The organism is Streptomyces sp. NPDC048361, from assembly GCF_040651795.1.
Classification (GTDB): Bacteria; Actinomycetota; Actinomycetes; order Streptomycetales; family Streptomycetaceae; genus Streptomyces.
In genome coordinates this window covers 21,179-33,665 of sequence record NZ_JBEZKW010000072.1, presented here as the reverse complement: position 1 = coordinate 33,665, position 12,487 = coordinate 21,179, and the positions used below count along the sequence as shown (strand labels likewise).

Annotated in this window: 10 protein-coding genes; 3 read left to right on the top strand and 7 right to left on the bottom strand. The window is 68.9% G+C overall.

From position 1 onward, the window contains the following. Positions 1–133 precede the first annotated feature (133 nt). Positions 134–1,900, bottom strand: coding sequence for a proteasome ATPase (arc, locus tag AB0D31_RS29940; protein ID WP_362728900.1), 1,767 nt, complete (start codon positions 1,898–1,900; stop codon positions 134–136). A 240-nt stretch (positions 1,901–2,140) separates the two neighbouring features. Between arc and AB0D31_RS29935 the strand changes: the two genes are divergently transcribed. Beyond that, positions 2,141–2,419: a ferredoxin gene (locus AB0D31_RS29935; RefSeq protein WP_362728898.1), complete on the top strand. Its 279-nt coding sequence runs from the start codon at positions 2,141–2,143 to the stop codon at positions 2,417–2,419. 53 nt (positions 2,420–2,472) lie between these two features. Here AB0D31_RS29935 and AB0D31_RS29930 read toward each other — a convergent pair whose 3' ends face one another. The 3 genes from AB0D31_RS29930 to AB0D31_RS29920 form a co-directional block, all read right to left on the bottom strand. Further along, positions 2,473–3,051: a hypothetical protein gene (locus AB0D31_RS29930; protein ID WP_362728896.1), complete on the bottom strand. Its 579-nt coding sequence runs from the start codon at positions 3,049–3,051 to the stop codon at positions 2,473–2,475. Positions 3,052–3,236: 185 nt separating this feature from the next. Next, a complete protein-coding gene (locus tag AB0D31_RS29925) occupies positions 3,237–4,124 on the bottom strand; it encodes a tRNA (adenine-N1)-methyltransferase (RefSeq protein WP_053723500.1) in 888 nt (295 codons plus the stop codon). A 59-nt stretch (positions 4,125–4,183) separates the two neighbouring features. After that, positions 4,184–5,440, bottom strand: coding sequence for a site-2 protease family protein (locus tag AB0D31_RS29920; RefSeq protein WP_362728894.1), 1,257 nt, complete (start codon positions 5,438–5,440; stop codon positions 4,184–4,186). A 178-nt stretch (positions 5,441–5,618) separates the two neighbouring features. Between AB0D31_RS29920 and AB0D31_RS29915 the strand changes: the two genes are divergently transcribed. Next, positions 5,619–6,476 carry a RecB family exonuclease gene (locus AB0D31_RS29915; RefSeq protein ID WP_362728892.1) on the top strand — a complete coding sequence of 286 codons (858 nt, stop codon included), beginning with the start codon at positions 5,619–5,621 and terminating at the stop codon, positions 6,474–6,476. Positions 6,477–6,650: 174 nt separating this feature from the next. After that, positions 6,651–7,322 carry a response regulator transcription factor gene (locus tag AB0D31_RS29910; protein WP_267054106.1) on the top strand — a complete coding sequence of 224 codons (672 nt, stop codon included), beginning with the start codon at positions 6,651–6,653 and terminating at the stop codon, positions 7,320–7,322. Positions 7,323–7,758: 436 nt separating this feature from the next. On the opposite strand, the gene AB0D31_RS29905 is transcribed toward AB0D31_RS29910, so the two are convergent. The 3 genes from AB0D31_RS29905 to AB0D31_RS29895 all read right to left on the bottom strand — a co-directional run bounded on the left by AB0D31_RS29905 (position 7,759) and on the right by AB0D31_RS29895 (position 12,390). Further along, the gene (locus AB0D31_RS29905) at positions 7,759–9,348 is read right to left on the bottom strand and encodes an ABC transporter substrate-binding protein (protein WP_362728890.1); all 1,590 of its coding nucleotides are present in this window, start codon (positions 9,346–9,348) and stop codon (positions 7,759–7,761) included. A 77-nt stretch (positions 9,349–9,425) separates the two neighbouring features. Further along, the gene (locus AB0D31_RS29900) at positions 9,426–11,027 is read right to left on the bottom strand and encodes an ABC transporter substrate-binding protein (protein ID WP_362728888.1); all 1,602 of its coding nucleotides are present in this window, start codon (positions 11,025–11,027) and stop codon (positions 9,426–9,428) included. 661 nt (positions 11,028–11,688) lie between these two features. Continuing rightward, complete coding sequence (locus tag AB0D31_RS29895) at positions 11,689–12,390, bottom strand: HAD family phosphatase (RefSeq protein WP_362728886.1); 702 nt, start codon at positions 12,388–12,390, stop codon at positions 11,689–11,691. Positions 12,391–12,487 lie beyond the last annotated feature (97 nt).

Sequence of the window (12,487 nt, the reverse complement as noted above, 5' to 3'; positions counted from 1 at the left end):
GGGTCACCCTATCCGCCTCCCCCGCTTTGGGGGGGGGGTTTTATTATTTCGGCTTTTGGGGGGGGGGCTTTTGGGGCACTAAACCCCGGCGGGGGGGGGGTGCCCGCTCGGGCACCCGCAGCCGGCCTGCCTTTTACAGGTATTGACCGGTGTTGGCCACCGTGTCGATGGAGCGTCCGGTGTCGGCGCCCTGCTTTCCGGTGACGAGCGTGCGGATGAATACGATCCGTTCGCCCTTCTTTCCGGAAATCCTGGCCCAGTCGTCCGGGTTGGTGGTGTTGGGCAGGTCTTCGTTCTCCTTGAACTCGTCCACGCAAGCCTGGAGGAGGTGGGAGATCCGGAGGCCCTTCTGGTTCTGGTCGAGGAAGGCCTTGATGGCCATCTTCTTGGCCCGGTCCACGATGTTCTGGATCATGGCGCCGGAGTTGAAGTCCTTGAAGTAGAGGACTTCCTTGTCGCCGTTGGCGTACGTGACTTCCAGGAAGCGGTTCTCCTCGGACTCCGCGTACATCTGCTCCACCACGGACTGGATCATCGCGTGGGTGGTGCCGTCCTTGTCCCCGTCGTGTTCGGCGAGGTCGTCGGCGTGCAGCGGGAGCGAGGACCTGAGGTACTTGGCGAAGATGTCCTTCGCCGCCTCAGCGTCCGGGCGCTCGATCTTGATTTTCACATCGAGCCGGCCGGGCCGCAGGATCGCGGGGTCGATCATGTCCTCGCGGTTGGAGGCGCCGATGACGATGACGTTCTCCAGGCCTTCGACGCCGTCGATCTCGGCGAGCAGCTGGGGGACGATGGTGTTCTCCACGTCCGAGCTGACTCCGGATCCGCGGGTGCGGAAGAGGGATTCCATCTCGTCGAAGAAGACGATGACGGGGGTGCCCTCGCTCGCCTTCTCCCTGGCTCGCTGGAAGACCAGGCGGATGTGGCGCTCGGTCTCACCGACGTACTTGTTGAGGAGCTCGGGGCCCTTGATGTTGAGGAAGTAGCTCTTCCCCGCGGGCTGGCCGGTCACCTCGGCGACCTTCTTGGCAAGGGAGTTGGCGACCGCCTTGGCGATCAGTGTCTTGCCGCATCCCGGCGGGCCGTAGAGCAGGATGCCCTTCGGTGGCCGTAGTTCGTGCTCCTTGAAGAGGTCGGGGTAGAGGTAGGGGAGTTCGACGGCGTCGCGGATCAGCTCGATCTGGTTGCCCAGGCCGCCGATCTTGTCGTAGTCGACGTCCGGGACCTCTTCGAGGACGAGTTCCTCGACTTCGCTCTTGGGGACCACTTCGTAGACGTAGCCGGACCTGGGTTCCAGCAGGAGCGCATCGCCGGGGCGGATGGTGATGTCCAGGAGCGGCTCGGCGAGCCTCACCACCCGTTCCTCGTCGGTGTGCCCGATCACCAGGGCGCGCTCGCCGTCCTCGAGGATCTCCTTGAGGGTGACGATGTCCCCGGCGCGCTCGAACTCCATGGCCTCGACCACGTTGAGCGCTTCGTTGAGCATGACTTCCTGGCCGCGCCTCAGTTCGTCGGGTTCGACGCTGGGGCTGACGTTCACCCGGAGCTTGCGGCCCCCGGTGAAGATGTCGACGGTGCCGTCCTCGTTGGACTGCAGGAAGACTCCGAAGCCGGCCGGCGGCTGTGCGAGCCGGTCGACTTCTTCCTTGAGGGCCACGATCTGGTCGCGGGCCTCGCGGAGCGTGTTGGCGAGCCGCTCGTTCTGTGCGGACACGCCTGCCAGGCTGGTCTGCAGCTCGACGATCCGCTCTTCGAGAATCCTCGTATGACGCGGCGAGTCGGCGAGCTTACGTCGCAGGACGGCGATTTCCTGCTCTAGATAGGCAACCTGGCCGGCTGGGTCCTCAGACCCCCGCCCGGGCCGGATGCCGCGGTTGTTGTCGTCGTCGTGGGCTGCCACGGTCCTCACCTCCTCCAAGGGGAGCTGGACGCTTCCTGACCCTACCTGGGCTGGTGGTGATTGAAACCCCTAGATCACAAAGACTCTGAGGTGTGTCTGATCTTCACCCTTGCGCTCTCCCTCACGTCAGGGGAATACCCACCCAACAACATCGGAAAGCGGGCGGTTGTTATCGTCGATGGAGTCAACACCCGTCAGGGCTGGCATCGATTGATTCATTCGCGCAGGAACGGCAGGCACATGAACGAGGCTCTCGAAGTCTGGATCGACCAGGACCTGTGCACCGGCGACGGCATCTGTGTCCAGTACGCCCCCGAGGTCTTCGAGCTGGACATCGACGGGCTTGCGTATGTGAAGAGCTCGGACGACGAGTTGTTGCAGACGCCGAAGGCCACAACGCCCGTGCCGTTGCCGCTGCTCCAGGACGTCGTGGACTCCGCGAAGGAGTGCCCGGGCGACTGTATTCACGTGCGCCGGGTTGCGGACAGCGTCGAGGTGTACGGGCCCGACGCCGAGTAGGCGCCGGGTGAGGGGGTGCCGCGGCGGGCCGGTCGTGCGGGCCCGTCCGGGGCTCAGGCGCCGAGGGCGTCGGCGCCGGTGGAGCGGATGAACTTCCCCGCTCGCCAGCGCCATTTGACCTCTTGGCGTACGTCCGGAGCGTAGCGCGGTACGTCGTCGGAGGAGTAGCCGAGGAGGGTCGCGGCGACCACTCCGTCACGCACCGCGAAGTCGGTGACGCTCTGCCGGTCCGCGGGGTTCACCAGGGTGGCCACCACGCGCGGGGGTGCGCCCTTCACCGCGGGCCGGGTCAGGACGTAGACGCCGCTGGGCGGGGTGCCGCCGCCGGCGTTGCAGTGCACGATCGCGACGGTTTCGGGGACGCCGTCGCCGTCGAGGTCGCCGGAGGCCTTCTTCTCCACCATGGTGCCGAGGTTTCCGCAGTCCAGTGGGAAGGCGACGGTGCCCGGATCAGGGGCGGCCTCGGTGGTGAGCGGGGTGCTGTGTCCGCTGGACGGCTGGGACGCCTTGGCCGGATCCGGCGTCAGGAAACCGGCGAGGGCGACGACTGCGGACATCGCGGTGGCGGTGGCGACCCAGTGCACGGGGCGGGCGTGGGTGTGCGCGAGCTCAGGGACGGCGGCATTCTGCACGCGGGAGGTCTCCTGTGGAGGGCGGTGCGGGCGGTGGGGTGGCCAGCATCGTGCCACACGTCACATGGGCGCGGAATACCGGGGCAACAGGCTCAACGCGAAGGCGCCGCCGCCGAGTTCCCGTGTCGGTCCGGGAACTCGGCGGCGGCGCCGGTTCGTTGTACGAGGCCCAGCTTCGGGACGTGTCAGTCCTTGTTGGGGCCCTCGTAGTCGTCGCCGTAAGCGCCCTTGGCGGGGCGACGGCGGCGCATGGGCGGCTCCACACCGTCCGCGAGGCGGCGGGCGGTGACGAGGAAGCCGGTGTGGCCGATCATCCGGTGGTCCGGGCGGACGGCCAGGCCCTCGACGTGCCAGTTGCGGATCATCGATTCCCACGGCTGGGGCTCGGCGAAGCAGCCGATCTCGCGGATGGACTCGACGGTGCGCGACAGCTGGGTGGTGGTGGCCACGTAGCAGCACAGAATGCCGCCGGGCACGAGCGCCTTGGAGACGGCGTCCAGGCACTCCCAGGGGGCGAGCATGTCGAGGATCACACGGTCGACGTCGGTGTCCGACAGGTTGTCCTGGAGGTCGCCCACGGTGAGCTGCCAGGCGGGGTGCGGGCCGCCGAAGTAGCGCTCCACGTTCTGCGTGGCGATTTCGGCGAAGTCCTCGCGGCGCTCGTAGGAGTGCAGCATGCCGTGGTCGCCGATGGCGCGCAGCAGGAAGGCACTCAGGGAGCCCGAGCCGACGCCGGCCTCGACGACGCGGGCGCCGGCGAAGATGTCGGCGAAGGCCAGGATCTGCCCCGCGTCCTTGGGGTAGACCACGGCGGCGCCGCGGGGCATGGACAGGACGAAGTCGGGGAGCAGGGGGCGCAGCGCGAGGTAGGCGACGTTTCCCGTGGTACGGACAACACTGCCCTCGGGAGCACCGATCAGCTCGTCGTGCGGGAAGGAACCCTTGTGGGTGTGGAAATTCTTCCCGGCTTCGAGCGTGAACGTGTAGTGGCGTCCCTTGGGGTCGGTGAGCTGGACCTGGTCCCCGACCTTGAAGGGCCCACGACGGCGGGCGGCACCGGTCGGTTCGGACATACGACCAGAGTACCGGCCGTTCCAGGTCTCGAACGCCACGTCCGTGGTGGCGCGGGGGTTTATGAGCCGGGCCGTGCCATGGCGGCGACGAAGGCCTTCTCGACGTCGGCGGCGGAGAGCACTCCGTAGATCTCGCCGGTCTCCTCGACGACGAGGTACTCGGTGGCGGGGGTGGCGCGGAGCAGGTCGAGCAGGGGCTCGCCAGCGAGTTCGGCGGGGACGCGCATGCCGTCGGTGAGGTCTTGGGCGAGGCCGCTGACGGCGACCCAGGGGCGGCGGTGTTCGGGTACGCCGACGATGGCGGCCTCGCGGACCAGGGCGGTGGGGTCGCCGTGTCCGTCGACGACGACCAGGGCGCGGGCGCCCGACTCGTTGGCGCGGCGCAGCGCCTCGGAGAGCGGGGTGGTGGATTCGACGGGGACGGCGCGGCGGGTGAGGGTGCGGGCGCGCAGCTCCGGCAGGTGTTCGCGCAGCCGGGCCATGCGCAGGCTGTTGCCGGCGCCGGTCCAGATGATCGCGGCGAGGATGGCGGCGAGCAGCGCGTCGGTGACGGTGTCCATGCCGCTGACTTCGTCGGGCGAGTTGCCGAGCGCTCCGGTCTGGGTGAGCAGGGGCAGGCCGATGAGGACCGTGACGGCCAGTGCGCGGCCGACCCAGGCGGCGGCGACGGTGCCGCTCATGGGCTTGCCGGTGATCTTCCACACGACGGCGCGGAGCATCCGGCCGCCGTCGAGGGGCAGGCCGGGCAGGAGGTTGAAGCCGGCGACGATGAGGTTGGAGACCATCAGTCCGGCGAGCAGCACGCCGGGGACGGTGCCGGGTTCGACGGCTTTCATGCCGAGGTAGAAGAGGCCGGACAGGACCAGGGAGAGCAGGGGGCCGACGAAGGCGAGGACGAATTCGCGGCCCGGTGTCTCGGTCTCCTTCTCGATCTCGGATACGCCGCCGAAGAACTGGAGCTGGATGCGGCGCACCGGCAGGCTGAAGCGGAGTGCGGCGACGGTGTGGGCGAGCTCGTGCACCAGGACGGACGCGTAGAAGGCGACGGCGAAGAAGAGGGAGACGAGGTAGCGGGCCGCGCCCAGTTCGGGCAGGACGCGGTCGAGCTGGCCGCCGAAGACCCAGGTGATGAGGGCGGCGACCAGGAACCAGCTGGGGGCGACGTAGACGGGCACGCCGAAGGGGCGGCCCATGAGGAGGCCGCCGCCGGGGCCGGGGCGCGGCTGCTTGCGGTTGCCGGGGCCCGCGCCGGGTTTCCCGTCCTCCGCGCCGGACCGCGGCCGTCCGCGCTTGCCGCTTTCGCCGCTGTCTTCCACGGGTTCCCTTCGTCGGTACGATGTCTGTCCCGGGAAATGTGCCCCGGGGCACCGGCCGGACTCACTTCGTCCGCCGTGTGTTCGCCGCATGGTGCGTTACCACGATCATGCAGGGTGAGGGCACCTGTCGTCGATGGTATTCCGCTCGCTGTCAGTGGCGGGTCGTAGGGTCTGAGTCATGAGTACGAGCACGGGTGGGGCCGCGGCCGCCCAGCAGCCCACGTCGCTGTCGCCGTCGCGGGCGAACGACTTCATGCAGTGCCCGCTGCTGTACCGGTTCCGGGTGATCGACCGGCTGCCGGAGAAGCCGAGCGAGGCCGCCACGCGCGGCACGCTGGTGCACGCGGTCCTGGAGCGGCTCTTCGACGATCCGGCGGCCGAGCGCACCGCGCCGCGCGCCAAGTCGATGATTCCCGGTCAGTGGGACCGGCTGCTCGAAGCGAAGCCTGAGCTGACCGAGTTGTTCGCGCAGGACACGGAGGGCGAGCGCCTGGCCAAGTGGCTCGGTGAGGCGGAGCGGCTCGTGGAGCGCTGGTTCTCGCTGGAGGACCCGACGCGCCTGGAGCCGGTGGAGCGGGAGTTCTTCGTCGAGACGGAGCTGGCTTCGGGGCTGCGGCTTCGCGGGGTCATCGACCGGGTTGATGTGGCGCCCACCGGTGAGGTGCGGATCGTCGACTACAAGACGGGCAAGGCGCCCCGGCCGCAGTACGCGGAGGGCGCGCTCTTCCAGATGAAGTTCTACGCCCTGGTGGTGTGGCGCCTGAAGCAGGTGGTGCCGCGCCGGCTCCAGTTGGTCTACCTCGGCAGCGGTGATGTGCTGACGTACGACCCGGTGGAGGCGGATCTGCTGCAGGTGGAGCGGAAGCTGCACGCGCTGTGGGAGGCGATCCGGCTGGCCACGGAGACGGGTGACTGGCGGCCGCGGCCGACCAAGCTGTGCGGCTGGTGCGATCACCAGGCGGTCTGCCCCGAATTCGGCGGGACTCCCCCGGTATACCCGTTGTCCATCGTCCCGGCTGCCGATTCGGCAGGCTGAGTGCGTCGGGCTTCCGGGCGCCGGGGTCCCCGTTCCCGGGGGGTCTCCTCTCCCCGGGGGGCCGCTTTCCTGGCGTCGCTGGGCGGGTGCCGCCGGGGCCGCCTGCCCGGACGGACCCGCCTGCGGTGAGCAGGGCAGAATGGGCCGGGTCCAGCAATCTGATGAGGAGTACCCGTGGCGATCCGCGTCCTACTGGTCGACGACCAGCCGCTGCTGCGCACCGGCTTCCGCATGATCCTGGAGGCCGAGCAGGACATCGCGGTGGTCGGCGAGGCCGGTGACGGTCTGCAGGCCCTCGATCAGGTGCGGGCGCTCCAGCCCGATGTGGTCCTGATGGACATCCGGATGCCGCGGATGGACGGGGTGGAGGCCACTCGGCAGATCAGCGGGCCGGGCAAGGACGGGCCGGCGAAGGTGCTGGTTTTGACGACGTTCGATCTCGACGAGTACGTGGTGGAGGCGCTCAAGGCGGGGGCCAGCGGCTTCCTCTTGAAGGACGCGCCCGCTACGGAGCTGGTGCAGGCGATCCGCGTGGTCGCGGCCGGCGAGGCGATGCTGGCGCCGTCGATCACGCGGCGGCTGCTCGACAAGTACGCCGATCACCTGCCGTCGGGTGAGGACCCGGTGCCGGACACGCTGCACACGCTGACCGACCGTGAGGTCGAGGTCCTGAAGCTGGTGGCGCGTGGTCTGTCCAACGCGGAGATCGCGGCGGATCTGTTTGTGAGCGAGACCACGGTCAAGACGCATGTGGGGCATGTGCTGACGAAGTTGGGGCTGCGGGATCGGGTGCAGGCGGCGGTCTATGCGTATGAGAGTGGGTTGGTGCGGCCTGGTGCCCAGTGAGGGCGGGGTGGCTCCCCGGCCCCCTGGGGGCTCTGCCCCCCTGGCCCCCGCTCCTCAGGCGCCGGAGGGGCTTCCGGGGCCACCGGCTGTAGATCGTCCGCGGGCCCGCTCGGGCTGGTCGCGCAGTTCCCCGCGCCCCTGGATGGGTTGGTCCGACGCCAGGTGAACAGGTGCCCCAAGAGAGGGGTGCCCGACACCCAGTGTGCAGGTGCCCGAAGAGGGGGTGCCTGACACCCAGTGTGCAGGTGCCCGAAGAGGGGGTGCCTGACACCCAGTGTGCAGGTGCCCCAAGAGGGGGTGCCTGACGCCCGGTGTGCAGGTGCCCCAAGAGGGGGTGCCTGACGCCCGGTTGGCAGGTGCGGGTTGGCTCGGGCTGATCGCGCAGTTCCCCGCGCCCCTTACGGGGCGCGGGGTAAGTGAAAGCCCGGCTGAGGGGTCAGCCCTTTTTGATTTCCCAGAAGCGGAAGACCGTTGACGGGTCCAGGGTCCATTCCAGGCCGGTGATCCCGGTGTGGGCGACCGCGTACTGCTTGCCCTGCCACAGGGGCAGGAGGGGGACCTCGTCCGCGACGGTGTCCTGGAGGCGCGCGAAGTCCGCTTCCGTGGCGGCGCGGTCGGTGGTGGCCGCGGTCTCCGGGAGGATCTCGTCGGTGATCTGCTTGTTCGTGTAGTTGTTGGACAGCACGTTGCCCTTGCCGAAGAAGGGCAGGGTGAAGTTGTCCGGGTCCGGGTAGTCGGGCACCCAGCCCTTGACGTAGACGCCGTACTTCCCGGCCTCGATGTCCTTCTCGTACTGCTTGAACTCGACCGACTTCACGTCCGCGTCGAACAGGCCGCTCGCGTTGAGCTGGGCCGCGATGGTCCTCAACTCCTCGTCGGTGGAGGGTCCGTAGCGGCTGGGCGTCGACCACAGAGTCAGCTTCACCTTGCCGGTGATGCCCGCCGTGTGCAGCGCCGCCTTCGCCTTGGCCGGCTGGGGGCTGCCGCCGTACGTGTCGAAGAACGCGGTGCTGTGGGCGGTGATGCCGCTCGGGATGACCGAGTACAGCGGGCTCGCGGTGGACGAGTAGACGTCGCGCACCAGGGCCTCGCGGTCGACGAGGTAGGCGATCGCCTTGCGCACCCCGAGCTTGCCCGCGACCGGGTCCTTCATGTTGAAGACCAGGTCCTGGACCTCGGCGCTGGTGCCCTCGACGACGTCGACTCCCTTGGTGCCGGAAGTCGACGAGGCCTGGAGGGCGGCGGTGTCCTTGGCGGTGAGGCCTCGGTAGACGAAGTCGACGTCGCCCTTGTCGAAGGCGGCGGCCAGCGCCTTCTGGTCGCCGTGGAAGAGCTTCAGGGTCAGGCCGGAGTTCTTCGCCTCGACGGTGCCCTTGTAGGAGGAGTTGACCGAGAAGACGGCCTGCTTCTCGCCGAAGGAGTTCAGCTTGTAGACGCCGGAGCCGACCGCCTTGCCGTCGGTGCGGAGCTTGTCGGCCGGGTACTCCTTGTGGTCGACGATCGAGCCGGCACCGGAGGCGATCTTGCTGGGGAAGGTCGCGTCCGGGACCTTGAGGTGGAAGACGACCGTGGTCGCGTCCGGGGTGTCGATCTTGCCGAGGGTGGCGAGCATCGGCGCCGGGCCGTTGTCGTCGTTGATCTTCAGGGTGCGCTCGAAGGAGTACTTGACGTCCTCGGAGGTCAGCTTGTCGCCGTTGCTGAAGGTGAGGCCCGGGCGCAGGGTGCAGCGGTAGACCGTGGAGCCGCCCTTGTCGAAGCTGCACGCCTGCGCGGCCTCGGGCTGGGGGGTCGAGCTGCCCTTGGGGAAGCTGAGCAGCGACTGGAACACGTTGTTGAACAGCAGCCATGAGCCGGGGTCGTACCCGGAGGCGGGGTCGGTGGCCAGGATGTCGTCGGACATCCCCATGACGATCGAGCCGCCGGAACTGGCCGCGCCTTCGCCCTGCTGCGTTCCGCAGCCGGTGAGGGCGCCGGCGGCCACTCCCGCCGCGAGCGGGGCCGTCAGCCATCGGTTGCGTATCTTCACGTGCGCGTGCCTCACAGTGCTGCGTGCGGGGGGGTGTGGCCGGCCGCGTCGCGTGGGGGACGCGGCCGGGTCGTGCGTCAGGCCTTGCCCCGGCCCAGCTCCCAGAGCCGGAGGTTGGACGAGGAGTCAATGGCCCATTCGGTGCCGGTGATGTCGGTGCGGGCCGCGACGTACTGCTTGCCCTGCCACAGCGGGATGACCGGGACTTCGTTGGCGACGATGTCCTGGATCTGCTCGAACGGCTTCGACGCCTGGTTGCGGTCGGCCGCCACCCGCGACTCGGGGATCAGCGTGTTGCGAATGTCGTTGTTGACGTACGGCGTGTTGAGGAAGTTGTCCTTGCCGAAGAACGGCGCGATGAAGTTGTCCGGGTCCGGGAAGTCGGGGAACCAGCCGAGGCCGTAGACCGCGTAGTCGCCCTTCTTCTGCGCCGGGCGGAACTTCGACCACTCGGTGCCCTGCACGGTCGTGTTGAACAGGCCGGTCGCGTTCAGCTGCTGGGAGAGGTTCTTGAACTCGTCCGCAGTGATCGAACCGTAGTGGTCCTTGGTGTAGTTGAGCGTGAGCTTGACCGGCGTCTGTATGTTGGCGGCCTTGAGGATCTGCGCCGCCTTGGCCTTGCTGGCCTCGCCGTACTTGTTGAAGAACGAGTTGGTGTGCCCGGCGATCGAGGTGGGGATCAGCGAGTACAGCGGCTCGGCGGACTGCCCGTACACCTTGCTCACCAGGGTGCTGCGGTCGATGGACTGGGCCATCGCCTGGCGCACGGCCTTGTTCTTGACCGCCGGGTCGTCGGTGTTGAAGCCCAGGTAGCGGATTTCGAGACCGGGCATCTCGACGAGGTTGACGTCCTTGCTCGGGCTGACCTGCATCTGCTGGATCTGCCCGGGCGCCATGGCGCGCGCCATCAGGTCGATGTCGCCCTTGCCGAGCGCCGTGCCCATGGCTTCGGCGGACGGGAAGGAGCGCAGCTCGACCTTGTCGTTGGCGAGCTTCACGTCGCCCTTGTAGTTCGGGTTCTTGGTGAACGTGAAGCTCACCGCCTGGTCGCCCTTGACGTCGGCCTTCATCGTGTACGGGCCGGAGCCGTCCACCTCGAAGCCGCTGCGGAGCTTCTTCGGCTCGTACTTGTCCTTCGGCACGATGCCCGCGGCGGGCGTCGCCAGCTTGTACGGGAAGGTGGCGTCGGGCGTCTTCAGGTGGAAGACGATCTCGCCGGCGCCCTTGGTCTCCATCGTGTCGATGTTGTCGAGGAGACCGGCGGGGCCGTTGTCGTCCTTGATGGCGATGACACGCTGGATGGAGTACTTCACGTCGTCGGCGGTCACCTGGGTGCCGTCGGAGAACTCCAGGCCGTCGCGCAGGGTGCAGCGGTAGCTCTCGTTCTCCTTGTCGGTGAAGCCGCACGAGGAGGCCGCGTCGGGGACGGGCAGGCCGCCGCCGCGCGGAACGTGGACCAGCGACTGAGTCGTCTGCATCATCACGTTCCAGATGCCGGTCTCATAGGCGTGCGCCGGATCGAAGGGGGCGGGGGCGTCCTTGGTGGCCACGAACTGGTCCGTGGTTCCCACGACGATGGTCTTGCCGCCGCCTCCCCCGCTCTCCGATCCGCCGCACGCGGCGAGTACGGGGGCGAGCAGGCCCACTACGGCCGGCAGCACCAAAGTCTTGCGGTTCATCCTGGACGATCTCCCTTGTCCGGCACTTTGGGTGGAGCTGTGTACGGGACACTCGCCGCGTCCGCCCGTTCGGGGCGGGGCGATCGGGCCGGGTTTGTGCGATCGGACCTGCGCTCCCGTCCGCTGGGTGTGCGGCGGGACAGATAAGGGTGCGGCGAAGTTCTCGCGACGAGATTAGTGCGCGCCGCGAGCAAAGCTGGAACTGGCGTCCACACCCGGGGAATCGATCGGTCCGTACACATACCGGGCCCCCGATATGGAACGCCGGAATGTTTCGTACACCGGTTCACCAAACGGGACACAAGGGCACGCCGGACGGTGGCGCGGGGCCCCGATCGAGCCGCTGTCGACCCCGCTCCGGGTGACGAACGTCACCAGTGGCACCCTTTGACTGCGGGGTACACGCGCGGCGAATCGTCACGGACCACACACGTCCGGCTGCGGCGCGTTTCCGCTGAGAGCGGGGAGGCCTCGCCGGTCCGGCTGGTTCACCCGCGCGCTCCGGGTGCGCGAGCCGGCGAGGGGGGCCCGCGGCCGGCCCGGGCAGTTCACCCGCGTGAGCAGGCTGCGCGAGCCGGCGGGGCGGCCCGCGGCCGGGCCGGTCAGTTCACCCGCGTGACCAGGGTGCGCGAGCCGGCGGGGCGGCCCGCGGCCGGGCCGGTCAGTTCACCCGCGTGACCAGGGTGCGCAGGAACGCCAGGTCGATCTCTTCGAGCGAGCCGACCACGACACGGTTGTCCACGGCCTCGATGGGGGCCACGGACGGCACCGCGACGACCCGGCAGCCCGCCGCCTCGGCCGCGGCGACACCGGTCGCGGTGTCCTCGACCACGGCGCATCTGGAGGGCTCCGCACCGAGCCCGCGGGCGGCGATCAGATACGGGTCGGGGTACGGCTTGGTGCGGGCCACCTCGTCGCCCGCGACGGTCAGCGCGAAGTGCTCGGGGCCGAGTGAGGCCACGATCTTGTCGATGATGCGGCGGTGCGAGGCGGAGACCAGGGCGGTGGGGATGCGGTGAGCGGCGAGCTCGGCGAGCAGCCGCGCGGCGCCGGGCATCAGCGGCACCCCTCGGGAGATCCGCGCCTCGAAGTGGTCGTTGAGCAGCACGGTCAGCTCGGCGACGGTGATGTCGGCGCCGGTGGCCTCGATGAGGAAGGCCGCGCTGCGCGTCATGGGCCCGCCGACCACCACGTCCCGCCACGCCTCGTCGAGGACGTGCCCGAGGGCGGCGAACGCCTCGCGCTCGGCGTCCCACCAGAACCCCTCGGTGTCGACGAGCGTGCCGTCCATGTCGAGCAGGACGGCCTGAAGGGCGGAGCCTTCGGCCGTCCGTGTGATGGCTGTGGGGACCGTACTGGTCATCGGCACACCTCCTGGAGGGACGCAAAGGCCGGTCGCTCTCCCCAGCGGGGAAAAGCGACCGGCCTTTTTACTGGGCCGACCAGTGTACGTCCGGTCC

Coding starts and splice junctions, on each gene's coding strand:
- AB0D31_RS29935 (WP_362728898.1), top strand. CDS start 2,141: ATGAACGAGGCTCTCGAAGTCTGGATCGACCAGGACCTGTGCACCGGC.
- AB0D31_RS29925 (WP_053723500.1), bottom strand. CDS start 4,124: ATGTCCGAACCGACCGGTGCCGCCCGCCGTCGTGGGCCCTTCAAGGTC.
- AB0D31_RS29915 (WP_362728892.1), top strand. CDS start 5,619: ATGAGTACGAGCACGGGTGGGGCCGCGGCCGCCCAGCAGCCCACGTCG.
- AB0D31_RS29900 (WP_362728888.1), bottom strand. CDS start 11,027: ATGAACCGCAAGACTTTGGTGCTGCCGGCCGTAGTGGGCCTGCTCGCC.
- AB0D31_RS29895 (WP_362728886.1), bottom strand. CDS start 12,390: ATGACCAGTACGGTCCCCACAGCCATCACACGGACGGCCGAAGGCTCC.